Annotated in this window: 19 protein-coding genes; 10 read left to right on the forward strand and 9 right to left on the reverse strand. The window is 34.1% G+C overall.

The genetic code is table 11. The features are described 5' to 3' along the window. The first annotated feature begins 75 nt into the window (after positions 1–75). Positions 76–1644, forward strand: coding sequence for a BCCT family transporter (locus ILT06_RS21750; RefSeq protein WP_064476025.1), 1569 nt, complete (start codon positions 76–78; stop codon positions 1642–1644). Positions 1645–1752: 108 nt separating this feature from the next. Here ILT06_RS21750 and ILT06_RS21755 read toward each other — a convergent pair whose 3' ends face one another. Further along, on the reverse strand, positions 1753–3051 hold the full coding sequence (locus ILT06_RS21755; protein ID WP_088047706.1) for an MFS transporter: 1299 nt from the start codon (positions 3049–3051) through the stop codon (positions 1753–1755). A 328-nt stretch (positions 3052–3379) separates the two neighbouring features. Between ILT06_RS21755 and lytS the strand changes: the two genes are divergently transcribed. From lytS to msrB, 6 genes are all read left to right on the forward strand, one after another. After that, positions 3380–5149, forward strand: coding sequence for a two-component system sensor histidine kinase LytS (gene lytS / locus ILT06_RS21760; protein ID WP_064476027.1), 1770 nt, complete (start codon positions 3380–3382; stop codon positions 5147–5149). Then, the gene (locus ILT06_RS21765) at positions 5127–5867 is read left to right on the forward strand and encodes a LytR/AlgR family response regulator transcription factor (RefSeq protein WP_064476028.1); all 741 of its coding nucleotides are present in this window, start codon (positions 5127–5129) and stop codon (positions 5865–5867) included. The genes lytS and ILT06_RS21765 overlap by 23 nt, the downstream gene beginning before the upstream one ends. Positions 5868–6000: 133 nt before the next feature. Further along, complete coding sequence (gene lrgA, locus ILT06_RS21770) at positions 6001–6432, forward strand: antiholin-like murein hydrolase modulator LrgA (protein ID WP_016085373.1); 432 nt, start codon at positions 6001–6003, stop codon at positions 6430–6432. A gap of 34 nt (positions 6433–6466) precedes the next feature. Further along, positions 6467–7159 (forward strand): antiholin-like protein LrgB, encoded by a 693-nt coding sequence (gene lrgB, locus ILT06_RS21775; protein WP_064476029.1) that lies wholly within the window; start codon positions 6467–6469, stop codon positions 7157–7159. Positions 7160–7485: 326 nt separating this feature from the next. Then, complete coding sequence (locus ILT06_RS21780; protein ID WP_001165997.1) at positions 7486–8529, forward strand: AI-2E family transporter; 1044 nt, start codon at positions 7486–7488, stop codon at positions 8527–8529. 91 nt (positions 8530–8620) lie between these two features. Next, on the forward strand, positions 8621–9586 hold the full coding sequence (msrB, locus tag ILT06_RS21785) for a peptide-methionine (R)-S-oxide reductase MsrB (RefSeq protein WP_046958602.1): 966 nt from the start codon (positions 8621–8623) through the stop codon (positions 9584–9586). Positions 9587–9611: 25 nt separating this feature from the next. Here msrB and ILT06_RS21790 read toward each other — a convergent pair whose 3' ends face one another. Then, positions 9612–12728 carry an efflux RND transporter permease subunit gene (locus ILT06_RS21790; RefSeq protein WP_222655551.1) on the reverse strand — a complete coding sequence of 1039 codons (3117 nt, stop codon included), beginning with the start codon at positions 12726–12728 and terminating at the stop codon, positions 9612–9614. A 143-nt stretch (positions 12729–12871) separates the two neighbouring features. Between ILT06_RS21790 and ILT06_RS21795 the strand changes: the two genes are divergently transcribed. Continuing rightward, on the forward strand, positions 12872–13744 hold the full coding sequence (locus tag ILT06_RS21795) for a TetR/AcrR family transcriptional regulator (protein ID WP_222655552.1): 873 nt from the start codon (positions 12872–12874) through the stop codon (positions 13742–13744). 29 nt (positions 13745–13773) lie between these two features. Here the strand turns inward: ILT06_RS21795 and ILT06_RS21800 are convergent, their stop codons facing one another. Then, positions 13774–14745: a glycosyltransferase family 2 protein gene (locus ILT06_RS21800; protein ID WP_001170707.1), complete on the reverse strand. Its 972-nt coding sequence runs from the start codon at positions 14743–14745 to the stop codon at positions 13774–13776. Between the two features lie 36 nt (positions 14746–14781). Beyond that, positions 14782–15165, reverse strand: a complete 384-nt coding sequence (locus ILT06_RS21805) for a GtrA family protein (RefSeq protein WP_000413281.1) — start codon at positions 15163–15165, stop codon at positions 14782–14784. 301 nt (positions 15166–15466) lie between these two features. Between ILT06_RS21805 and ILT06_RS21810 the strand changes: the two genes are divergently transcribed. Further along, positions 15467–16909, forward strand: coding sequence for a glycosyltransferase family 39 protein (locus ILT06_RS21810; protein ID WP_064476033.1), 1443 nt, complete (start codon positions 15467–15469; stop codon positions 16907–16909). A 55-nt stretch (positions 16910–16964) separates the two neighbouring features. Here the strand turns inward: ILT06_RS21810 and ILT06_RS21815 are convergent, their stop codons facing one another. From ILT06_RS21815 to ILT06_RS21835, 5 genes are all read right to left on the reverse strand, one after another. Then, positions 16965–18422: an ArnT family glycosyltransferase gene (locus tag ILT06_RS21815; RefSeq protein ID WP_064476034.1), complete on the reverse strand. Its 1458-nt coding sequence runs from the start codon at positions 18420–18422 to the stop codon at positions 16965–16967. 92 nt (positions 18423–18514) lie between these two features. Next, a complete protein-coding gene (locus tag ILT06_RS21820) occupies positions 18515–20068 on the reverse strand; it encodes an ABC-F family ATP-binding cassette domain-containing protein (protein WP_064476035.1) in 1554 nt (517 codons plus the stop codon). A gap of 210 nt (positions 20069–20278) precedes the next feature. Beyond that, positions 20279–21100, reverse strand: a complete 822-nt coding sequence (locus ILT06_RS21825; protein ID WP_064476036.1) for a glycosyltransferase family 2 protein — start codon at positions 21098–21100, stop codon at positions 20279–20281. A 28-nt stretch (positions 21101–21128) separates the two neighbouring features. Further along, entirely contained in the window at positions 21129–22583 is a 1455-nt protein-coding gene (locus ILT06_RS21830; RefSeq protein WP_088047710.1) for an oligosaccharide flippase family protein, read from the reverse strand. A gap of 537 nt (positions 22584–23120) precedes the next feature. Then, positions 23121–23633: an acyl-CoA thioesterase gene (locus tag ILT06_RS21835; RefSeq protein ID WP_064476038.1), complete on the reverse strand. Its 513-nt coding sequence runs from the start codon at positions 23631–23633 to the stop codon at positions 23121–23123. 312 nt (positions 23634–23945) lie between these two features. On the opposite strand from ILT06_RS21835, the gene ILT06_RS21840 reads away from it, so the two are divergent. Beyond that, positions 23946–25259, forward strand: a complete 1314-nt coding sequence (locus ILT06_RS21840) for an ArnT family glycosyltransferase (protein WP_098111023.1) — start codon at positions 23946–23948, stop codon at positions 25257–25259. Positions 25260–25319 lie beyond the last annotated feature (60 nt).

Consider the following 25319-nt stretch of genomic DNA (forward strand, 5'->3'; position numbering starts at 1 on the left):
CATTGTGTTTTGGGTGTAAACAATAAAACATAATAAAGTTGTTTTTTTAGATTGCTGAGGAAGGAGGAAGTGTAAATGAGGATGAAGAGTCGAAAAACGGATTGGCCTGTATTTCTTATTAGTGGTGGCTCACTTTTATTATTTGTAATTGCAGTTATTTTAAATAAAAGTTACGTAGAGGGAGCCATTAATAGAAGTTTTGCAGCTTCAATTAAATATTTTGGTGCCTTTTGGCAGGTTTTATTAATTGGTACATTTGTTGTTGCAATGTGTATGGCGTTTTCAAAATATGGGAGAGTTAAACTTGGGGGGCTAGAAAAACCTGAGATTAGTACGACAAAATGGCTCGCTATTATTATGTCTACATTACTTGCTGGAGGTGGCGTTTTTTGGGCAGCCGCAGAGCCGATGTACCATTTGATGACGGTGCCACCAATACATGAAGGTATAACTGCTGGAACGAAAGAAGCGGTAATGCCTGCTTTAGCACAAAGTTATATGCACTGGGGTTTCCTGGCTTGGACGATTTTAGGTACAATTAGTGCGGTAGTTATGATGTACGGACATTATCATAAAGGTATGCCGTTAAAACCTCGAACGCTTTTATATCCTATTTTTGGAGAGAAATTGCGAAAGAGTTGGCTTGGAACAATGATTGATGTGTTTGCCATTATTGCGGTAGCTGCAGGGACAATTGGTCCAATTGGATTTTTAGGACTACAAGCAAGTTATGGGTTACAAGCATTGTTTGACATTCCTGATGTGTTTACTACTCAATTAGCCATTATTGTTTGTGTAGTAGCTGTTTCTACTATATCTGCGGTAACAGGAATTGATAAAGGGATTCAAATTATAAGTAATTTAAATGTTAGATTAGCAGTTCTATTAATGGTATTTGTATTACTATTTGGACCAGGTGGATTTATTATCGATTCATTTGTTTCTTCGTTTGGATTTTATATAAATGAATTTATTCCAATGAGCACATATCGTGGTGATACAGCTTGGTTAGGATCGTGGACAATCTTTTTCTGGGGATGGTTTATTGGATATGGACCGATGATGGCAATTTTAGTGAGCCGAATTTCAAGAGGAAGAACAATCCGAGAAATCATCGTTGCAATTGGAGTTATTGCACCTATTATTACAACGTTTTGGTTTACTATACTAGGGGGATCAGGTGTGTTTTATGAGTTAATGAATCCTGGTTCTATCTCGACCGCATTAAGTGAATCTGGTATGCCAGCGGCTATGATTGCAATTACAAAGCAACTGCCACTATCTAATATTATTGGACCTGCATTTCTTTTATTAACAATTTTATTTGTAGTGACAACAGGAGATTCAATGGCTTATTCGATTTCAATGGCAGTGACTGGAGATGGAGATCCTAGAATTAGCTTACGAGTTTTTTGGTCGCTTATTATGGGTGCAGTTGCAGCGATTCTTTTATACATGGGTGAGGGAAGTATTAACGCCTTACAATCCTTCATTGTAGTGACGGCTGTTCCGGTATCTATTCTGTTATTCCCAATGCTATGGTTAGCGCCTAAAGTTGCAGGGGAATTAGCCTTAAAACAAGGTATTGTAAAAGAAGAAGAGAAAACTTCCTTCTTGTTCCAAAAAGCTAGTAAATCAAAATAAATAATTGTATTTATATAAGAAGAGGAAGCATTTCATTTGAGATGCTTCCTCTTTACTATTTATTTAACTACTTTTCTCGAAGGGGATAGTACCCTGTACAGTTTCAATCTATTCTAATACTTTATCTTTCGTCTCTGGGACACATAATAGCATTGTAACTAAACCGATTGGATAGATAATGAAGATGAGAGATAATGCTCCCATTAAATTACCACCTGCAGCAAGTAAGCCGATAATAACAGGTCCAAATCCAGCTAACCCACGTCCTGTACCGAAAATAAAGTTCTCTGCTGTCGAGCGAGCTTCAGCAGGATAGTTTTCAGCTAAAACTGCTCCAAATCCCCCCATCATGCCATTGGCAAAGAATCCAAGTAGTGCACTTCCCCATAACAATGATGTTGAGTTTGTGAATAAGAAGAAGTAAATGAGACAGTATATAGTACCACCGACATAATAGATTGTAAAAGTTTTACGGCGGCCAATTTTATCGGCTAGAATACCAAAAGTTGCAATTCCAATTAACATGCCGATTGTAGAGATGAACATCCAACCGCTCGCTTTTGCTAGCGTGTAATTATATTTATTTGCTAAAATAGTTGGCATCCAAGTAAAAATCCCATAATATCCGAAGTTCTGGATGAATGACATAATAATAAGACCAATGGTTGTTATCGTTACTTTTTTATTGGCAAATAACTTTCGAAGTGGGAACTTTTTTATTTGCTTTAGCTGTTCTGCCTCAGCGGTTGTTAAATGACCTTCAGCTTCTTTTTGTAACAATTCTTTTTTGTATCGTTGTTTTTGTTCCCATATTTTCGGTTCACTTAAACTTTTGCGAACATAGACAGCTAGTAGAGCGGGAATGAGTCCAAATAAGAAAACCGCTCTCCATCCGAAATGTGGGACGATAAATGCTGGAAGGAGTGAAGCGACTAGTACGCCAAATTGCCATCCAAGTGCAACTACGGATGTCGCCTTAGCGCGCATTTCTTTAGACCATGTTTCAGTTACGATGGCCATTCCAATCCCAAATTCACCACCAACTCCCATTCCAACTAAAAAGCGAAGAATTAATAATTGCCAATAATCTGTTGCGAAATAAATAAGTGCTGTTGCTAGTGAGAATAGTAAGATTGTAAAGGCCATCGTACGGATACGCCCAAATAAATCAGCAATAAATCCAAATAAATAAGACCCGATTAACATTCCTATTGTGGTAGCTAATGTTAAGTTTCCACCTTCCACAGGGCTTAAATGAAATTCTTTTAAAATGTAGACGAGTACGAAAGATAAGAGCAACATATCTAAGCCTTCTGCTGCATATCCTAGCGCAGAACCAAACAATGTTTTATATCTTTTTTCCTTCGTTTCCTCTGTTGTTGATTGTACATCAGTAGTGACGTTCATCATTACTCCTCCTTATTTTCTTCTACAGTCGCTATGGAAGAATAACAAAAGGCCTTCTCACCTGATATGATGAGAAGGCCAAAAAAGCATACGTATCCCTAAAAAAGACCATACGTATAGTATATTCCGACTTCCTTCTCAACCTCACGGGGTTGGGTTAAAGGACTGTATTATATTACTTTATTTTTAGCACTCTTCTATTAGATTGTCAAATAAAGAGTGAATTGTTATGTGTAAAATATTTCAAAAGATACTTCATTCTCCTTGACGCCCACTTCATTATTTTCCCATAATAAAACTAACTCATATAAAAAGGAATGAATCACAGATGCTAAATTTAGTACTTATGATGATTGAACGTGTCGGACTTATTGTTATTTTAGGATTTTTACTTTCTCATATTAAAACGTTCAGGCGCCTTCTTCATAGACAAGATGGGTATGCAGATAAGCTTAAGCTTATTTGTATTTTTTCAGTGTTTACAATTGTCAGCAATTACACGGGAATTGAAATTGCAGGGAATACAATTATGAATGAAAATTGGCTACAAGGTGTTTCTTCATCGAGTACAATCGCGAATACACGTATTATGGGTGTTGGAATTAGTGGGTTACTTGGTGGGCCTATCGTTGGAATTGGAGTAGGATCGATTGCGGGTATTCATCGTTATATGCTTGGCGGGACGACAGCGCTAAGTTGTGCAATTTCATCAATTTTAGCAGGTGTTATAACGGGGTATATTGGATACATTTTCAAAAAATATAATCGTGCAACTACGCCTAAATTTTCAGCAGTTTTAAGTGTGTTTATCGTTTCTTTAGAGATGATTATGATTTTATTAATTGTAGAGGATGGGATTAGTATCGTGAAAACAATTGCGATACCAATGATTCTTGTGAATAGTTTCGGGAGTTTTATTTTACTTTCTATGATACAAGCTATTTTGCGCCAGGAAGAAAATGCGAAAGCTTTGCAAACACATAAGGTATTACGAATTGCTGATAAGACATTACCATATTTTCGCCAAGGATTAACAGAAGAGTCTTGTAAACATGTGGCACAAATTATTCACCGTTTTACGGGAACGGATGCGGTATCCTTAACAGATACAGAGAAAATATTAGCTCACGTTGGATTAGCATCAGATCATCATATTCCTTCACACAGTTTAATAACAGGTTTATCGAAAGAGGTTTTACATACAGGGAAAATAATGAAAGCGAAATCACGTGAGGTTATTAATTGCCAACATGAAGGCTGTCCTCTGCAAGCAGCTATTGTTATTCCATTAACTTCACATGAAAATACGATAGGGACATTAAAACTGTATTTCAAGAACCCTAACCAGTTAAGTCGTGTTGAAGAGGAACTAGCAGAAGGGTTAGCAAAAATATTTTCCACGCAGCTTGAATTAGGTGAAGCTGAGTTGCAAAGCAAATTATTACAAGATGCAGAGATAAAGGCATTACAAGCACAAATTAACCCGCACTTTTTATTTAATGCGATTAATACAGTATCAGCTTTATGCCGAACAGATGTAGAAAAAGCAAGGAAGTTATTATTACAGCTTAGCGTGTATTTTCGTTGTAATTTGCAAGGGGCACGTCAGTTATTGATTCCGCTAGAACAAGAATTAAACCATGTACATGCATATTTATCATTAGAACAAGCACGGTTCCCAAATAAGTATGAAGTGAAGATGTACATGGAGGAAGGGTTAAAGACGACTTTAGTTCCACCATTTGTACTTCAGCTATTAGTTGAAAATGCATTGCGCCATGCTTTTCCGAAGAAACAGCCAGTATGCGAAGTGGAAGTGCATGTTTTTGAAAAAGAGGGCATGGTTCACTTTGAAGTAAAAGACAATGGACAAGGAATTGAGGAAAAACGTTTAGAACAATTAGGAAAGATGGTAGTTTCGTCAAAGAAAGGGACTGGAACGGCTTTATATAATATTAATGAACGTCTAATTGGGTTATTTGGGAAAGAAACGATGCTTCATATTGAAAGTGAATTAAATGAGGGGACAGAGATTACTTTTGTTATTCCCAAAAAAGCAGGGGAGGAAGAGCGGATTGTTAAAGGTATTAGTAGTTGACGACGAAATGTTAGCACGTGACGAACTAAAGTATTTATTAGAGAGAACGAAAGAAGTTGAGATAATTGGTGAGGCGGATTGTGTAGAGGAGGCATTAGAAGAGCTAATGAAAAACAAACCAGATATTGTTTTTCTAGACATTCAATTATCTGATGATAACGGATTTGAAATCGCAAATATATTAAAGAAGATGAAAAATCCCCCTGCAATTGTTTTTGCTACTGCCTATGATCAATATGCATTGCAAGCATTTGAAGTAGATGCGTTAGACTATATTTTAAAGCCATTTGATGAAGAACGTATCGTACAGACATTAAAGAAATATAAAAAGCAAAAACAAATAAAATTAGAAACGAAACAAGAAGTAAAGAGTGTAGACGTAACGACCGAGATGCATAAATTAGCATTACCAATTGAAGAATCGATTGTACTCGTGAATATTGAAGATATTATATATGTAGGACTTGTGGACGGAAAGGTGACAGTAAAAACGACGAGAGAAACATATGTAACACACGATACACTTGTAATTTTGGAAAAGAAGTTGCCGCAAGCAAGTTTTATGCGTGTCCATCGCAGTTTTATTGCAAATATTAATCATATTACAGAAATACAACCATGGTTCAATTCTACATATAATTTAATTATGAAAGAAGGATCGAAAGTACCTGTTAGCCGTACATATGCAAAAGAACTCAAAAAGCTGCTTCGTATTTAAGAAGTAGCTTTTTGTATTTCATCTGCCTATTTTTGTAACTAATTTTGTATATTTGACGTTCTATTGTGTAAACGCTTACAAATTTGTTTGTATCTTATACAATTAAGGTACCAAATCGAAAGAGGTGGCCAAAATGAGTACGAAAAAAGTATATAGTTTCTTATCACAAGCATTCATATTTTCAGCTATTATGTTAGTTTCTAATATTATTGCAACGCATTTACCAATTCCGATGCCTTCATCGGTGATCGGATTAGTTATTTTATTTAGCCTATTATGTTTAAAAGTTATTAAATTGGAACAAGTTGAATCACTCGGAACGGCTTTAACAGGTATTATCGGATTCCTTTTCGTTCCATCAGGTATTTCAGTTATTAATTCTCTCGGTGTAATGGGACAATATTTTGTACAAATTCTAACTGTAATCGTTGTAGCAACAATTATTTTACTCGCTGTAACAGGGTTATTTGCACAATTCATTTTAGGAAAAGATGACAAAGAAACAAAAGATACAAAAGAATTGAAAGTAGTAAATAAAGGACGCAAGCACGGAAAAGTTGCGTAACTAATTTAGTATATATTGTTAGGAGGGAATGAACATGGCAAGTACAATGACTCCATATTTCGGAATCGTCGTTTCATTAGTCGCATACGGAATCGGAACATTATTATTTAAGCATTCAAAAGGATTCTTCTTATTCACACCATTATTCGTAGCGATGGTATTAGGGATTGTCTTTCTAAAAGTAGGTAAATTTACTTTTGAAGAATATAATACTGGCGGAAAAATGATTAGCTTCTTCTTAGAACCAGCAACAATCGCCTTTGCTATTCCATTATATAAACAAGTGGATAAGTTGAAAAAATATTGGTGGCAAATTTTATCGGCTATCGTGGTTGGATCTATTTGCTCAGTAATTGTCGTGTTCATTGTTGCAAAAGCAATTGGTCTAGATACAGCGGTAATGAATTCAATGTTACCACAAGCAGCAACAACAGCAATCGCGTTACCGATCTCTGAAAGTATTGGTGGTATACCAGCAATTACATCGTTTGCAGTTATTTTTAACGCGGTTATTGTATACGCATTAGGAGCATTATTCTTAAAAACATTTAGAGTAAAACATCCAATTGCAAAAGGTTTAGCACTTGGAACAGCAGGTCACGCATTAGGAGTGGCAGTAGGAATTGAAATGGGTGAAGTAGAGGCAGCTATGGCAAGTATTGCTGTAACAGTAGTGGGAGTTGTAACTGTAGTTGTCATACCGATGTTTATGCCATTCATTGGCTAGTAAAACTTACTTAAAAAATGAGAAAAGCAAGCTATTTGTAGGACAGATTTCTACTGATAGCTTGCTTTTTATGTTACAGTAGTGGTAAGACCTATCTTAACAAAATGTAAGTTTCCTTAAATCTTCATTAATACTGTGTAGAATACGTTTTGAATTAGGTCATTGTATTGTAAAATAAGAAGTAAGCTACTATAGGATCTGCTAAGGGAGACATATAATAAGCTTATAAAAATCTTCATATGAATGAATAATTAAAAGTAGAAAAGAGAGAAAAATCTACTTATTAACGTTTTACTTTATAGGACAGGAGAGAGTACTCGTCGATTATGCAAATAAAAAACCTGTTTCAAAGCAAAGGATTTCAGAGGTTTCTCGTATTAGTAATACTTGCTCTCGTGTTATACGGGCTGCAAAGTATGTTGAATTTAATTTTAATTACGTTTATTCTCACATATTTAATGGATCGATTCCAAAAGTTTATTTCTCGCAAATTAGATCATTTCATGCCCATTAACCGAAAAATTATTATAGCGTTTCTATATGTAATGTTAATTGGTGGAATTGCCATTACGCTATTTAAATATTTACCAGTATTAACGATACAAATTTCACAATTAATTTATCAATTTAACGTATTTTTAAGAAACCCACCAGATAGTGAATTAATTAAATATGCAGTTAATGCTGTCAATCATATGGAACTTTCGAAATATGTAGGACAAGGCGTTGACATTTTGTATAAATCGATTACGAATGTTGGGAAATTTGGCCTTCAAGTGTTACTTTCTTTAATTTTGAGTTTATTTTTCTTATTGGAGAAAGCTCGGATCGTTGCTTTTACTGCAAAATTTAAAGAAAGCCGACTTGCAATTTTCTATACTGAAATTGAGTACTTCGGTAAGAAATTTGCACGTTCATTTGGAAAAGTAATCGAAGCACAATTTTTAATTGCAGTTGTTAACTGTGTTTTATCCGTTATTGCACTATGGATATTAGGATTCCCGCAATTATTAGGTTTAGCGTTAATGATCTTCTTACTCGGTTTAATTCCAGTAGCTGGGGTTATCATTTCGTTATTCCCGCTTTGTATGATTGCTTACAATATTGGCGGTATTATGTACGTTGTTTATATTTTAATTATCGTAACAGTAATTCATGCGCTTGAAAGTTACGTGTTAAATCCGAAGTTCATGTCGCAAAAAACAAACTTACCGATTTTCTATACATTTATGGTATTAATCTTCTCAGAACACTTCTTAGGTGTATGGGGGTTAATTATCGGTATTCCAATCTTCATTTTCTTATTAGATGTCTTAGATGTGACAAGTGATGAAATGGAGCATGAAGCCAGAAAAAATAAGGTGAAGTAAAGAAAAAGCATCGATGTTCGATGCTTTTTCTTTTATAACATGATGTTTTTTATGCCATACTGTAAGCAGAAGATAAAATAGGGGTGAAATAATGGCTGTAAATGAAAAGGTAGAGTTAGCTACATTTGCTGGAGGGTGCTTCTGGTGTATGGTTTCGCCATTTGAAGAGATGGAAGGAATTATAAAGGTTGTTTCTGGTTATACAGGTGGTCATAAAGAGAGTCCAACATATAAAGAAGTATGTTCAGAAACGACGGGACATTATGAGGCAGTACAAATTACATTTGATGCAAATAAAATGCCGTATGAGGAGTTATTAAATATATATTGGAGACAAATTGATCCGACTGATATAGGTGGGCAATTCCACGACCGCGGACAGTCTTACGAAACAGTGATTTTTTATCATAATGAAGAACAACATAAAAAAGCAAATGCTTCAAAAGAAGAGCTTGCAAAGAGTGGACGCTTTTCAAAACCAATTGCGACAAAAATATTACCAGCAGCTACGTTTTATCCAGCTGAAGACTATCACCAAGGATATCATAAGAAAAATACATTCCGCTATGAGTTATACCGTAAAGGGTCAGGGCGAGATGCGTTTATTAAACAACATTGGCAAAAAGATAATGCTCATTTAAAAGAAAAACTAAATGAGATGCAATTTTATGTAACACAGGAAAATGGAACTGAGCCACCCTTTCAAAATGAATATTGGAATCATAAAGAAGAAGGACTTTATGTAGATATCGTCTCAGGTGAACCATTATTTACTTCTTTAGATAAATTTGATAGCGGGTGTGGATGGCCTAGCTTTACGAAGCCAGTTATGTCAGCAAGTGTGAAAGAAAAAATGGATGTCAGTCATAATATGACGCGTACGGAAGTGAGAAGTAAAGAGGGAGATTCACATCTAGGCCATGTATTCCCGGATGGCCCAGGACCAAATGGTCTTCGTTACTGTATTAATTCCGCAGCCCTTCGATTTATCCGAAAAGAGGAATTAGAGAAAGAAGGATATGGTGATTTTTTAGTCGTATTTGGGAATAAAAAATAACCTCGCAATTAGCGAGGTTATTTTTTTATTTTACTTTTTTCTTTTTGAACTTGCTTAATACTTCATAAACGATTGGAACAATAAGAAGTGTTAATAGCGTTGAACTTGTTAATCCACCAATTACTGTTACACCAAGTCCTTTAGAAATTAAGCCGCTACCTTCAAATCCTAATGCAAGCGGGATAAGAGCCCCAATTGTTGCAATTGCAGTCATTAAAATAGGACGAAGGCGTGTTGCACCGGCTTCCAATAAGGCTTCACGTGTTGATAGCCCTTCATTTTCCTTATGAATAACGCGGTCGATAAGTACGATAGCGTTTGTTACAACGATACCGATTAACATAAGTGCACCAATCATTGCAGAGACACTTAACGTTTCACCAGAGATTAATAAGGCAACAAGAGCTCCGATAATTGTGAATGGTAGCGAGAATAAAATTGCGAATGGTGCAAGGGCACCGCCAAATGTAACGACAAGAACGAAGTATACAATGGCAATTGCAGCTAACATCGCTAAGCCAAGTTGCTTGAATGATTCTTCAATATCTTTTGTCACGCCGCCCATAGAAACATCTACGCCAGAAGGAAGATCCATTTTATCTACTTCTTTTTGAACCGCGGCAGATGCTTTTGAAACGTCATCAGATGTTAGTTTTGCACTTACTTCCGCATAAACACGGCCATCGCGGTGTTTCACTGTATTCGAAGTTTCCCCTTCTTTTACAGTCATAACATCTTTCACAGCCACTTCAGTACCAAGTGGCGTTGTAATTTTACGATTTGTTAAGTCATCGATTGTTTCATAATTTTGTTTTTCAGCTTCGACATATACATTGATATCTTTACCGTCTTTTTTAATTGTTGTCAGAACAGGTCGATCATGTTGATTAGAAAGTCCCATTCCGATTTGTGCAGCCGTTAGACCCATTTTACTTAGTTTTTCCTGATCTGCGACTAAAGTATACTCTGCATACGTTTTTGCAATACTAGAGTCTATATCCTTTAAGTCTTTATTTTTCTTCATGATATTTTGAATATCTTTTACAATAGGTTTAATGTCTTCCGAGCTATCTCCGTAAACGTATAGTTTAATTTCATTACTACCGCCACTCGCTCCGAAGTCTTGGTTTTTCCATTCGCCTTTTCCAGACATCTTCTGTAAATCTTTAACGACTTGCTCTTTTTCTTTTTCGAAGTTTTTCGTGTCGTTATCATATTGCACGAAGAACATTGCTTGATTTGATTGACCAGGACTCATTGGGTTTTCGCCACCTAATGAGAATTGAATTGTTTTGACGTCTTTATTATCTTGGAAGTGCTTCTCAGCTTTCGTTGCAATTTTTTCAACGTCTTCTAACGTTTGACCTGGTTCAGGGTTGTACGTTGTAATGATCATTTTTTCTTCTTCAGATGGTAAGAAACTTACGCCGATAATTGGAACAAGTGCAAGACTACCAACTAATAGAAGGAGAGCGATACTTGATGTAATGATTTTATGATTTAAAGCCCATGCAAGTATGCGTTTATACCGGTTTGCTAATTTACTTGGTTTTTCTTCATGATGTACTTCTTTTTCCCTCATGCTCTCTTTTTTAAATAAAGAGTGAGCTAACATCGGCACGATTGTAACAGCTACTAGTAACGATGCTAATAAAGCGAAGACGATAGTTAAGGCAAATGGTAAGAACATTTCACCAATCATACCTTTTACTAGTCCAAGCGGTAAGAATACAGCAATTGTTACAATGGTAGAAGACATAATTGGGATAAACATTTCCTTCGTAGCTTCACGAATTAAATCTTTTCCGCGCAGTTTCTCTTCTGATAACGACATTCGTCGGTAAATATTTTCAATAACAACAATGGAGTCATCAACAACGCGTCCAATAGCGACTGTCATTGCTCCAAGTGTCATAATGTTAAGCGTAATATCCATTTGCTTTATGACTAATACAGCAATTAATAAAGAAAGTGGTATGGAAACGACAGAGATTAATGTTGTTCGGATATTTCGTAGGAACAGCATAATAATAACAATCGCAAAGATAGCGCCAAAAATGGCTTTGCTCAGCATTGTTTCTACTGATTTCTCAATTGGTGCACCTTGGTCGAATGTTGAAATAATCTCTAAGTCTTTATATTTTTTCTCAAGGTCTTTTACTTTATCTTTCACTGCATTTACAACATCAACAGTATTCGCGTCAGCAGCTTTTACAATTTGAATTCCAATTGCTTCTTTTCCATTTGTTCGAGAAATAGATTCTGCTTTTCCGACTTCTTTAATGTCAGCAATTTCGTCTAATGTAACTGTTGGAATCCCGTTCATAGCCGCTGGATTCATTTGCGGTGTTTGTGTACCGGATCCAGCATTTTGACTACCTTGACCGCTCGGTGATGAAGGTATAGCCGGGATTTTTAACTCTTTTAATGCTTTAATTGTTGTAATATTTCCATCTACAACAACTGATTTTTCTGTGTCTTTAAATGTATATAAGCCAAGTGGTAAAGATACGTCCGATCCTTTAATTACATTTTTTACAGTATCTTCACTTAAACCTAATTCTTTCATCTTATCTTTCTTGAAGACAAGTTGTACTTCATCTACTTGTTGACCTGAAATTTGAACAGATGCAACACCATCAAGTCCTTTTAATCCTGGAACAACATTTTTTTCTACATTTTCAGTTAAGGTAGCTAAAGATTCATTTTTACTTGCTACGCTTAATGAAATAACAGGAAAGGCATTGAAGTTTACACGTGAAACTTTCGGGTCTTTTACACCTTCTGGAAATTTCACATTTGCGAGAGCTTCTTTAATTTCTGTTTCAGCCTTTTCCATATTTTTATCAAAATCATATTCTACCTGAATAGAAGATGCGTTTTGAAAAGATGATGAACTAACAACGTTTACACCACTTAAATTTTGCAGTTGCTCTTCCATCGGTTTTGAAACTTTGTCAGCTACTTCTTCTGGTGTAGCACCAGGATAAACCGTGGTTACCGTTACAATCGGTGTTGTAATATCAGGAATTGTTTCCAGCTTCATGTTCAGCCCAGAATAAATACCTGCAATGGTAACAATAATGGTTAGTAGCCAAACTGCGAACTTATTTTTTAACGAGAAATTAATGAATTTGTTCATGTTTGCGCTCCCTTTTGTATTGTATTGACCAACTGGTCAGTCTAATACATAATATAACTGACTGATTGGTCAGTCGTCAATGAAAAGGGATGGTATAATAAATTCATAATAAGATGCGAGATTAAATTTAGGAGAGACATGATATGAAAGAAAAAGAGCGTTTAATTATAGAGATGGCTATGAAGTTATTTGCGACTAAGGGTGTAAATGCGACATCAGTACAGGAAATTGTTACAGCTTGTGGCATATCTAAGGGAGCTTTCTATTTATACTTTAAATCGAAAGAGGAGCTTTTATTAGCAACACTTCGATATTACTATGACAAGATTCAAAATAAAATGATGGATATTGAAAAAGAATCATTATTACCGCGTGAAAAATTTGCAAAACAATTGCATTGCCAGTTTAACGATATAAAAAAGCATAAAGAATTTATTATTATGCATGCGAGGGAAAATGCTATACCTTTTAATAAAGAAGTAGAAGAGTTTATGATGCGGATGAAGTTAGAGTCTCACGCATTTTATCGGAATAGTTTACTGTCTATTTATGGTGAGAAGGTTATGCCTTATTTATTAGATTTAGTCATTATGGTAGAAGGCATATGCCGTGGATATTTAGAGTTAATTATTTTACAAGCGTCAGAAATTGAATTATCTTATGTTTCTGCTTTTATTTTGAAAAGAGTAGATGATTTAGTAGATGGATTGGTAGGATCTTCGGAAGAACCTGTGTTACATGAAGAAAAGCTTGGAGAATTTCTTTGCAAATCAGAGCTTATTAAGGAGCAGGTTAAGGAACACCTTTTAAAAGAAATTATCATTTTTAAACGTACATTAGCTGATCAATTAGAAGATGAGGAATTGCTTGTGACATTAGATGTTTTGGAGGCAGAAATGAGGTTGCAAAATCCAAGAATCCCGGTCATTCAAGGGATGTTATCTAATTTAGAGATATATCCAAATTTAAAAGAATTTCGTTTGAGGCTTATGGGGTATTACAATATAAAAAGGTAACAATGAGAGTTTTCATTGTTACCTTTTTATTATGCATTCACTTTTTCTTTTGTTTGTGTAGTCTCTTCTTGCTCAATATTGATTGTTTCTTTTACGATATAAATCGGACGGTTTTTACTCTCGTCATAAATACGAGCAATATATTGGCCAACGATTCCAAGACCAAGTAACTGAATACCGCTAAAGAATGTAATAGCAACCATAATAGATGCCCAACCTGTTTGCGTACCAGTACCAATAATTTTTACAGTAATTGTATATAGTAAGACGATTATTGAAATAAGAACTGATAATAAACCTAAAGTCATAACGATACGTAATGGTTTTGTTGAAAATGCAATAATGCCATCTGATGCAAATTTAATCATTTTCTTTAATGGATATTTTGTTTCACCAGCAAAGCGCTCATCGCGTTCATATTCAACATACGTTTGACGGAAGCCAACCCAAGACATCATACCGCGGATGAAGCGATTTCGTTCAGTCATTTGATTGAAAACATCAGCTACTTTGCGATCGATGATTCGGAAATCACCAGTATCTTTTGGGATATCGATATCAGACATGTAGTTTAAGAATTTATAGAAATATTTAGCTGTTAAAAGTTTAAACCAAGTCTCACCTTTACGTTGTTTACGTTTCGCATAAACAACTTCATATCCTTCTTCCCATTTTGCAATAAGTTCAGGAATAACTTCAGGTGGATCTTGTAAGTCTGCATCGATAATTACAATAGCGTCACCTTTTGCAGCAGCAATACCAGCTGTAACAGCTATTTGGTGTCCAAAGTTACGTGCGAAATTAACGATTTTTGTACGGTAATCATTTGCTGCAATCTCAGATAAGATTTCCATTGTACGGTCTGTGCTACCGTCGTTTACAAAGACAAACTCGTAATTAATATCATTTTGAAGCATAACGGACTTTAAACGGTTATAACATTCCTGTGCTACTTCTTCCTCGAAGTACATAGGAACTACAACCGAAATTAATTTTTGCATGTTGTATCCTCCGTATTTTTAATAAGTTGTTCAAGTTTAATTAGTAGCCTTTTCAGTTTGGTTGAATGTCCAAATTTTATTAAGGACAAAGTTTATAACCATTCCGACACCAATTGCGAAGATCTGTGCAATTAATGCATTAAAAGTAAGTTTATCTACCAATATAAATAAACATAATGTATTAAAAGCCAATACAATTAAATTTACAGTTAGAAATTTAAAGAACATTGACGTGCTTTTATTATTAGGTTTAAACACCCAATTTTTATTCCAATAATAGCTATTGGCAACACCAATTAAATAGGCAATGGTATTCGCAATCAGGTAGTTCATCCCGAATTTTAATAATATCCAAAAGCTAATAATTGTAATGAGTGTATTAAAGATCCCTACTAAACCAAACTTTAAGAGTTTCTCCATAATAGTATCCTCAACTTTATAAAATGTATAAATAAAACAGGAATGTAAAAAGGTTATTCGTACATAACAACTATCAATTATATCATAGTTTATGCTAAGATGTTATATGTTTTGGGTAGATATCATTTTAGGATATAAAATAAATCTGTTCATAATAAAATGATTATTTTAAATTGGTATACTAGGAAATATAAAAGCAAACATAGAAATCATGATAATATTAATGTATAGTAGCTGGTAGTGTGATTTTTTTAGGAAATATAATGTTTTCCCATATAAATATGTTAAGGAGTGAGTTTTTTTGGAACGTTTTTCTGGATTGTTTTCAACCTTTTCTACACGTGCCATATACGGCATTTATAGCTTTTTCGTTGCAATATTAATTTTTGATTATTTTTCAGATACTCAAAAATATAATTATGTAATGATATTAGTTGGAGTTTTATTATTATGTACAATTGGAAACTTTATACTTAGCAGTGGATCGCTATACCTTGAAAGAGTAAATGAAAAAATATGTTTTTTTGTACTGCTAATTATTTGTGTAGCAGTGAAAACAGCGTGGATTCTTACATACAAGATTGATCCGATTGGTGATTATGAAGCGTTTTTTAATACGGCAAAAGCATTAGGTGACAACTTTGTTATTCATGATAGATATGTTGCATTATTTCCACATATTTTTGGGTATGCTTCATTCTTAAGTATCTTCCTAAAAATATTTGGGGCAAACTTTATGATTCCACCAATTATTAATGTTGTTTTAACTACAATATCGATGGGATTAATATATTTTATAGCTAGAAGAATTGGTGGAGTGAGAACAGCGATAACAGCAAGTGTTTTATGGATTCTCTTGCCATCACAAACGATGTATAACATGTTTGCACTTTCAGAACCGTTGTATTGTACAATACTGTTATTAGCCTGGGCAATTATGATAATTGTTTATGATAAAATTGCAAATATAACGATTGCAAAGGTTCTTATGTATTCAATTCTAGTAGCTGCATTACTTGTATTAATAAATATGGCAAGGCCAATTGCAGCAGTGCCAATTATAGCCCTAGCAATATGGATGTTTATTATAGATACAAAGCATATTGGGAATAAAAAGCTACTTATTAACAAGGTGGCATATGTAGGGGTTATCATTATTGGATACTTAATGATGTCTTCGGCGGTAAATCATTATGTAACATTACGTTTAGGTGAAGAGATAGCAACAGTGCCGGGATACAATATTCATGTAGGATTTAATAAGGGAGCTTCAGGAACATGGAATCCAGGGGATTCAGCATTACTATATCATTATAGTGGTCAACCAGGATGGAGTGCTCAGGACGTTCAAAAGCAAATGCTTGAAGAAGCGAAAAAGAGAATAAAAAACGATGATATAGATTTCGGGAAACTAATGTATGATAAATTTATTATCTTTTTAGGGAACGATGATCAAGCTGTTAAATATGCAGATCCAATTATGGATCATAAAGTACGATATACTATAATTTCTAATGTTTTCTATTACTTTTTACTAGCTACTTCACTGTTCGGGGCGTTAGTAGCTATAAAAAATAAAAATAAATCTTCACTTCTCATTATTTGTTTATACACGATTGGGCTAACAATGGCACAAATGATAGTAGAAGTAGCACCGAGATATCATTATTCGGCTACAATACCTATGATCTTTTTAGCTGCTTTTGGCATTAATCATATTTACAATAAAAAAGAATATAAATAAAAAGGCATGAGCTCGGTATTGCATCGAGCTCATGCCTTTTTTATTTGGCCTTATCTTATATTTTTGTAGTCTTTCTTTTAGACATGAGACGATAAACTACATATAGTCCAGAACTTTGAATGATTGTAAAGCTAGGGATGATAAAGTATCGGTATCTTGTTTGATATTCGATTAAGAAGTGAATCGTTATATATCCAATTATTAATAATAAAAATAGTGTGTAATGTGTGTTGTTTTGCTTGGTTAGTATGAGATAAAAAGTTGCTAACGTACCAAATAACATAGTTGTAATATATATATATTTATCGTATGTCTTAAGGTCGTCTTGTAAGGTAACCATATCATTCTCTGTGTTACTTAGTGTTGCCAGACTCCATACTGGGGCGGAATCATAATCTGCCCACATAATCGTGAATTTATCACTAAATAAAGATAAAACCTTTTGTGGATCAGCTAGTCGCTCTTGAATCAATTTCTTCTCAACGGCTTCTCGTTCTTTTCCAAGCTTAAAGGACATAACATATTCTACATCTGCTGAAGAATATCCACCTCTTGTTTCGTGATTAAGTCCTACGGTGAATTTCCAGAGAGGATCCCTGTTAGATAGCGGATATTGGGTAATTCCGGCAGATATAAATGAAGAACTTATAATGTAATGAACAAGGTAAAAAATGATGAAAATCCCAGATAATTTTTTTATAGAAGTTAAAATATCCTGTTTTGATTTTCCTAATATACCTTGTAAAAAGACATAAAGAGCTACTGCAATCAAAACTAAAGCGCCAAGTGGACGCATAATATCTCCTAAAGCTAGGGAGATCCCTATAAAAATCCACATATATTTATGGGTTAGGCCTTTTGTAATTAATAAATAAAACCCAAGATAAAATAGGAATGTGGCAATATGTTGATTCGTTAGTAATGAGCTCATTACAATGCTTGGAATATATAATGCATATAGTAATCCAGCCATTCTTCCAGACCATTCATTAAAAACATATGAAGTTATTTTGTAAATTAGCAAGGTTGTTCCTGTGCAATACATTATATTTAAAAGTTTTAGAAGGAAAGGCCCTTCACCGAATAAATTAATAATGAGGGCTTGGTACATTGTAAATCCAAGTTGATAAACCCATGAAGTATAATAGTCATCTTGTGCAAAACTAAAATCGCCTTTAGTAGCTTGAATAGCACTATTGTACATCACTGAAAAATCTGATTCGATAGGAGTTGGAACGTAGAGAACCCAAATTAATCGAACAGAAAAAGCTAAAACAATAAGTGAAACGGTAAATGTAAATGTAGACATATACTTATTAGAAATATAGCCAATAAGCAAAAATAGAAGGCCTATTAGAATAATAATCGGGATGATAATAAAGGAATGTGTGTCAGTTTTTTCTTGAATTACGACTATTGATTGCCACGTTATAGCAGCAGAAATAATTAGACATAGTACTAATAAGCACTTTACAAAAAATATATTAAGCTTTAGGGGGAATGTACGTTGCATTACTAAAAACTCCTTATCAAACTGTATGGTTATTTTAAATCGAAATCCCTTTACACGCTAAATAGTAGTGTAAAGGGATTTTTTTTAGGGGATTAAGAATTTTCTTGGGCCCATTTCTCTACATCCCAAGTTTTTGTTATCCACTCTTCATAAAAGTCTGGTTCGTGGCATACAAGAAGAATTGTTCCTTTGTATGCTTTCATCGCTTTTTTCAACTCTTCTTTTGCTGTAACATCAAGGTGGTTTGTTGGCTCATCAAAGAGTAGCCAGTTACTTTCTTCACCCATTAGTTTACATAAACGAACTTTTGCTTGTTCGCCACCGCTTAATTGATTCAGTGGACGAGAGATGTGTTCGTTTTTTAAACCGCATTTCGCTAACATTGCACGTACTTGATGCTGGTCTAAGCTAGGGAATGTATTCCAAACATCATCAATCGGTGTTATATTATCAGCTTTTACTTCTTGCTCGAAGTATGATGGGTTTAAGAAGTCACCAAGACTTGTTTTTCCGCTTAATGGTTTAATCTTACCTAAAATCGTTTTTAACAGTGTTGACTTACCGACACCATTACATCCAACAATTGCAATTTTTTCACCACGTTCAATTGTCATCGTTAATTTTGGTAATAACGGATGTGTATATCCAATCTCTACATTTTCTCCTTCGAAGACGAATCGACTACTCGCACGACTTTCTTTAAACGAGAATTCAGGTTTAATAGCTGTTTCAGGACGATCGATACGTTCCATACGATCAAGTTGTTTTTGACGACTCTTTGCACGGCCAGTCGTTGAGTAACGAGCTTTATTTTTCGCAATAAAATCTTCCTGCTTTTTAATAAACTCTCGTTGCTTTTCATAAGCGTTTATATGTTGGTTCTTATTCATCTCCGCTAGTTCTAAGAATTTTTCATATGTCGCTGTATAACGCGTCATTTTTGTAAATTCGAGATGGAAAATAATATCAACACATTTATTCATAAACTCCGTATCATGGGAAATTAATAGGAATGCGTGTGGATATTCTTTTAAATAAGTTGTTAACCAATGAATATGTTCAACGTCTAAATAGTTGGTCGGCTCATCTAATAGTAATACTTCTGGTTGCTCAAGTAGTAACTTTGCAAGTAATACTTTTGTACGTTGTCCACCACTTAATGCAGCAACATCACGATCTAGACCGATTGCGTCAATTCCAAGTCCACGTGCTGCTTCTTCAATTTTAATATCTAATAAATAGAAACCGCCGGCTTCAAGAGCATCTTGAATTTCTGCCATTTGTTCAAGAAGTTCTTCTAATTCTTCTGGTGTAGCAGTTCCCATTTTTTCTGCAACTTCATTTAATGCTTTTTCTTTTTCAAATAAAGGTAAAAATGCATCTGCTAATACATCACGAATTGTGCGACCGGGTGTTAAAATTGTATGTTGGTCTAAGTAACCGTAATTTGTGCCAGGTGTCCATTCAACACGACCTTCATCATGGATAAGCTGACCAGTAATTATATTCATAAATGTTGATTTCCCAACACCGTTTGCTCCAACTAATCCAACGTGCTCTCCTGCGAGTAAGCGCATGGATACATCTTTAAATAATGTTCGATCACCAAATGTATGACCTAATTTTTCAACAGTTAATAAGCTCATAATGTCCTCCGTTCATTTCTAAATAGTGTCTTGAATCATGATACTAAATTCTTGGATATAATGCTATCATTTCAAAAATATATAATATAATTGACCAGTGAGGGATGCGATTATAAAAGAATGATGGGTTACTTTGCAAGAAATAAGAGATGCAAGAGAAATAAAAAAACAAGGTGTAACCATTTAATAAAAGTGGTTACACCTTGTTTTTTATTTTAAATATCCACGAACAATTCCGCGTAAGCGATTTGCGTGGAATTTGCGCTTATCATTAGAAATATTTTGTGTCATACGGAATGTTGCCGCAGCGACAGCACGTAAGAAATAAGGGAATCCATAGTGTAGGCGAATAACCCTACCAAAACCACCAGCATAAGAAATGGCACGTTTTAATGATTGTTCATTAATAATTTCCTCTTTTACAGGATGGTATACGAACAGATCTTTTCTAAATAAACCAGTATAATTTTGTTTCATACCACGTAGTACAAAGTCAGTTTCTTCACCAGCTCCATAAATCGTGCCAGAACCAACACCTAAATCTTCATCAAATGTACCTACATCTTGTACAAATTGCTTTGTGAAGAATAGTGTGAAAGAAGGTCCCATGAATCCATACTTATTATTTAAAATAATGTCTGTATTCGGTGCGTGTATTAAAGAACCTGTTCCTTCAACATTTGTAGTGTTTGTTGAGATGAAATGAACATCTTTATTAGAGTTGAAAGTTTCTAATATACTCTCTAAAACATTTGTTTCATAAATACAATCATCATCTGGAAAAGCGATGACATCGCCATCCGCTACTTTTAATCCTGCATTTCGCGCTCTCGATAGTCCTTTAATAGGTGTATAAATGTAATGAATAGAAAATTTTTCTTTATATTCATCAAATAAATCAGAGATTGGTGTATCATTTTGATCTACTACGATAAGTTCGAAGTTTTTGTAAGTTTGTTGTTCAAGTGATTTTAGTAAGTCAAGAATATCATCACGTCTGCCACAAGTAGCCATGATTAAAGAAAATTTCAAGTTTAACAGCTCCTTTTAGAGATTGCGTTTAAGCTTTTTTGAATCGTGCCAGTATCTTTTCAAGTAGTGAAAATAGAATTTCATCCTTTGTTATAAAGAGGATAAGGGCATATGTTAATCCACATGTCATTATTACTAGGATAACTTGTAGTATTTGCCCAGATACGAGCATATCAATAACGAATGCTATTGGTACAAATGTTAGTGAATAAAATAGATATTTAAGTTTGTGTATATCGAATAACGTATAATTCACTTTTAGTTTCTTTTTCACATAAATATATTCAAATGTGATTAAGAAACAATTCGCAATTGTTGTTGTGAAAATTGCGGTTGTTGGTGTAAGCACATGTAAGTATATTAGTGCAATATTGGATGTTAAGTTGATAAATCCGCAAATAAATAAAAATCGCACTAAAATGCTTTCTTTCTTTTTCACATAGATAATTTGATTCGATAAAATGGACTCAATACCGACTGTAATCATATAAAAAGCAAAAACAATTAGTGTATTACCAGCCCCAGCGAATTCTTGTCCACCGTAAATAACAACAGCTCCATGAGCAATGAGCATTAAACCAATTGCAGCAGGGAATAGGGTAATGAAATATACTTTTGAAATTTTGTTTAATAATGATTCGTATTCCATTTCAGATGCGTTCCCTGATAAATAAGACAGTCTTGGAACGGTTACTTGTACAACACTTAACATAAGTGTATTAATAATCATCATAATTTGAAAAGCCATTACGTAATATGCAACTTCTATCTTTCCAACATATACCCCTAAAACAAGACGATCTAATTGAGTATATAAAATATTAGCATTTGAAAAAATCACGACTAATAGTAACGGTTTTAAATGAGGAATAATAGTTAAGTCCGAAAAATCAAATTTAACTTGGCGTTTCACATATACAAAGCTAATAGAGTGGTTTAAAAATGTTGATAATACTAATAAACCAGCAAATGTTTTGTAATCGTCGGCCCCATGAATGAAAGAGAAAAGAAGCACAACATAGATTAATCGAACGATAACTGTTTTTTTAGTGATGAAGTCATAATTTTCATATGCTTCATTGAACCATTCCACATAAAACATGTTAGAAATAAAATTGAAACCGAAAATAAGAAGAACAGGAAATAGACTTTCATGTCCATACCCAATATAACTAAAGAGCACAAAGGCTGATAAAGCCAAAATACTAGTTGTGAAATTAATTACATAGAGACTTGTAAATAACTTAGAAACTTTCTTTTTATCATTTTTAATTAAGCTAATTTCACGTAAACCATATTGATATACACCAAATACGGCGAACACGAAGAAGTAATTGAAAAAAGTTTCAGCAACGTTAACGGTTCCAATTGAATTTGCTCCTAATGTTCGATATGCGTAAGGACCAACTAAAATTGGCAGTATAATATTAAACGTGTTGAGTAGTATTTTATAAAAAATATTTGAAGCAATTGATTTCTGCATAATTTCACCTTTCCATTAAAATAATCCAGTTTCATTAAAACACTTGCTATGTCATAGTAAGTGTTTTTACTAGAGTTAATTCTCTCAATATAATGGAAGTGTAAGGTGTTTTCTACACTGTTTACAAATCCTTAAATTGTTTTGTTAACCACCCGTATAAGTGTACCCTACATAAACTTTGTAAAGCAACTGTTGATGGGATCGAACCGTATTATAAAGTGAAACTTTTATCAGTGGGGGATGTACATTCCCGATTGATTATCAGTCCTCATCAATCGGGCGTTTACGGGAAACAAGGCTCCCGCCTAACGTCTTTGCTCCAGACGAATTTTGACGCGGGAGTTTTACAGCCCGTAAATAGCAGGATAAATGAGATTTTATTAATTAGAAGAAGTTAATAGTGAACGGATATGTATAAAAATATTACATAATATGTATGAAAAGGGGTAATGGTTGTATGAAGGTGTGAAATTGTTTATAAAAAATGAGCGAATATGTGATAGCTATTCGCTCAAAAGATGTTTTAATGGTGAAGGTCTATATACTCCAAGGTTTACTTAAAGTTAGAACTTCAGCCATTTCCTTGCTTTTTATACGCCCCTTTTTTCTACTTTCTGCACGCTCAGAACCAGTTGTGTGTAGCCAATGTTCTTCTTCCGTTTCAGGTAGTACTTGTGGAACAGATGAAGGTTTTCCATCTTTTAATGCAACGAATGTAATGAAACATGTTGCAGCTATTCTACGTTCGCCTGCTAATAAATTCTCTGCAATTACTTTTACGAACACTTCCATTGAAGATTTTCCTGTATAACATACGAATGCTTCGTAACAAACGGAATCTGCTTGGTGAATTGGAGTTAAAAAATCAACAGAATCGATAGATGCCGTTACGCAATGTTTACGGCTATGTCTTGCAGCTGCAATTGAAGCGATACTATCAATTTCCGCTAATAATTTTCCTCCGAAAAGTGTTTGATGATTATTTAAATCATTCGGAAAAACACGTGTTGTTTTAATTGCTTTGGATTCTCGCATGAATTTCTTTTCCATATGGTCAGCCCCTATTTTCTGTTTTCAATCAGAATGACATGTATTGTAAGTGGAGTACAAAAAATTAAAAATCGATAGATATTTAATGAAGTAAAGAATTCCAGAAGAGGGTTAGTAAAACTTCTGTATTTGTATTCATGTAACTGAAAGAAAATTTATTACTATATAAAGTGTAGTGTAAAAGAGGATTCGCTTACATTGCAAGTGAAAAAATTAGGACCCTGTATTTGTCATAGAAATTCCCTATCAGCTGTGTACCTATTCATGATAGAATCGTTTTGTTATGAATGGAAATAGAGGTGCAATGGACATATGAATCATATACAAACAAATTTTTCGTCTTTTTTTAGTAAAATAATGATTGGTGCGATGCTCGCATTTTTTGTTTATAGTTGTTGGTCAGCGTTTGAAACCAGTAAACAATTTTTTGGCGACAGTACGACAAGTGTACCAATCGTATTAGTTATTTTTGTTATTCTCATGCTGTTAGTGGCATCGATTTTACAGTATCGTTTTACAGATAAACAATTTCTTGTTTTTCTTATAAGTACATCTATAATTGTGAGACTTAGTATGGTTCTATTTGTAGACGTTCCGATAATTGGTGATATGAAAGCTATGTTTGAGTCTGCAAAGCAGATTGCAATTGGTAATAACGTAGAGAACATAGCGCAGTTACCTTTTATTATTTATGAATCAATTATTATTCGTGTATTTGGTGATACAGTATTGGTATTGCAGTTATTCAATATTTTATTTTGCACAGGGACTGCATTTTTCATTTATCGTATTGCAGCAATGGTTTTCGGAGAAGAATGCGGCCGTATTGCGTCTGTATTTTACGCTTTATATATTCCGAATATATTTATGAGTTCCTTATTAACATCAGAATCGCTCGCAATATTTTTATTTTATTTGGCTTGCTACATACTTTTATATAAAGGTTTAGATCATCCTTATATGTGGGTACTTTCAGCAATTTTATTTGCATGCAGTAATATGATTTTCCCAATGGGATTATTTCTTCCTATTTTTATTGCTGTATATGTGTTGTTAATTGAACTCTTTCAATCAGCAATGAAGCAAAAAGTATTATTAAAGATGATAGGGATACTTATTCTATTTTATAGTGCTCATTTTGGTGTGAGTTATGGAATTCAGACAATGGGAATGTCACAATATACAATTTCAAATGAGACGTATGTTCAATCTGTTTTAATTGGAAAAGGTAAAAATGAGGAAAAAGTAACAAAGAATCAAAACGTAACAGAGCATATTGATCAAAAGCTAAAAGAGATTGAAGAAGAAAGATTTAAACTTTTAAAGCCAGTAATTAATCAATTCTCAGGTGAGGGAATACATTCTATTCTATTTAAATGTGAAAAACTTATATACATAGCGGTAACATTATTTATGTCGATAGCTTTATTACACTTTCTTATTAAGAAACAACAAAACGAAGGATATATGTTGTTCGTTTTGTTAATTGGCGGATACGTATTGTTAAGGCTCTTCCAAGTAGATATGGCATATTACAATCTTATAGTGCCAGCTTTGTTTATTTTGCAAAGCTTTGGTGTTTATATGAGTTATGTGTATTGTCAAAAAATATTCTTCAGAAAATAAAAAGAATCCAGTTTGGATTCTTTTTTTATGGGTGGAAGATGAGGACTATGAGTCAGCGGA

This window comes from Bacillus sp. 17RED48, assembly GCF_019837545.1.
GTDB lineage: Bacteria > Bacillota > Bacilli > Bacillales > Bacillaceae_G > Bacillus_A > Bacillus_A wiedmannii.

What these genes read in the sequence shown, in the direction of transcription:
- ILT06_RS21750 (WP_064476025.1), top strand. Translation starts at nt 76, where the DNA reads ATGAGGATGAAGAGTCGAAAAACGGATTGGCCTGTATTTCTTATTAGT.
- ILT06_RS21755 (WP_088047706.1), bottom strand. Translation starts at nt 3,051, where the DNA reads ATGAACGTCACTACTGATGTACAATCAACAACAGAGGAAACGAAGGAA.
- lytS (WP_064476027.1), top strand. Translation starts at nt 3,380, where the DNA reads ATGCTAAATTTAGTACTTATGATGATTGAACGTGTCGGACTTATTGTT.
- lrgA (WP_016085373.1), top strand. Translation starts at nt 6,001, where the DNA reads ATGAGTACGAAAAAAGTATATAGTTTCTTATCACAAGCATTCATATTT.
- lrgB (WP_064476029.1), top strand. Translation starts at nt 6,467, where the DNA reads ATGGCAAGTACAATGACTCCATATTTCGGAATCGTCGTTTCATTAGTC.
- ILT06_RS21780 (WP_001165997.1), top strand. Translation starts at nt 7,486, where the DNA reads ATGCAAATAAAAAACCTGTTTCAAAGCAAAGGATTTCAGAGGTTTCTC.
- msrB (WP_046958602.1), top strand. Translation starts at nt 8,621, where the DNA reads ATGGCTGTAAATGAAAAGGTAGAGTTAGCTACATTTGCTGGAGGGTGC.
- ILT06_RS21790 (WP_222655551.1), bottom strand. Translation starts at nt 12,728, where the DNA reads ATGAACAAATTCATTAATTTCTCGTTAAAAAATAAGTTCGCAGTTTGG.
- ILT06_RS21795 (WP_222655552.1), top strand. Translation starts at nt 12,872, where the DNA reads ATGAAAGAAAAAGAGCGTTTAATTATAGAGATGGCTATGAAGTTATTT.
- ILT06_RS21800 (WP_001170707.1), bottom strand. Translation starts at nt 14,745, where the DNA reads ATGCAAAAATTAATTTCGGTTGTAGTTCCTATGTACTTCGAGGAAGAA.
- ILT06_RS21805 (WP_000413281.1), bottom strand. Translation starts at nt 15,165, where the DNA reads ATGGAGAAACTCTTAAAGTTTGGTTTAGTAGGGATCTTTAATACACTC.
- ILT06_RS21815 (WP_064476034.1), bottom strand. Translation starts at nt 18,422, where the DNA reads ATGCAACGTACATTCCCCCTAAAGCTTAATATATTTTTTGTAAAGTGC.
- ILT06_RS21820 (WP_064476035.1), bottom strand. Translation starts at nt 20,068, where the DNA reads ATGAGCTTATTAACTGTTGAAAAATTAGGTCATACATTTGGTGATCGA.
- ILT06_RS21830 (WP_088047710.1), bottom strand. Translation starts at nt 22,583, where the DNA reads ATGCAGAAATCAATTGCTTCAAATATTTTTTATAAAATACTACTCAAC.
- ILT06_RS21835 (WP_064476038.1), bottom strand. Translation starts at nt 23,633, where the DNA reads ATGGAAAAGAAATTCATGCGAGAATCCAAAGCAATTAAAACAACACGT.
- ILT06_RS21840 (WP_098111023.1), top strand. Translation starts at nt 23,946, where the DNA reads ATGAATCATATACAAACAAATTTTTCGTCTTTTTTTAGTAAAATAATG.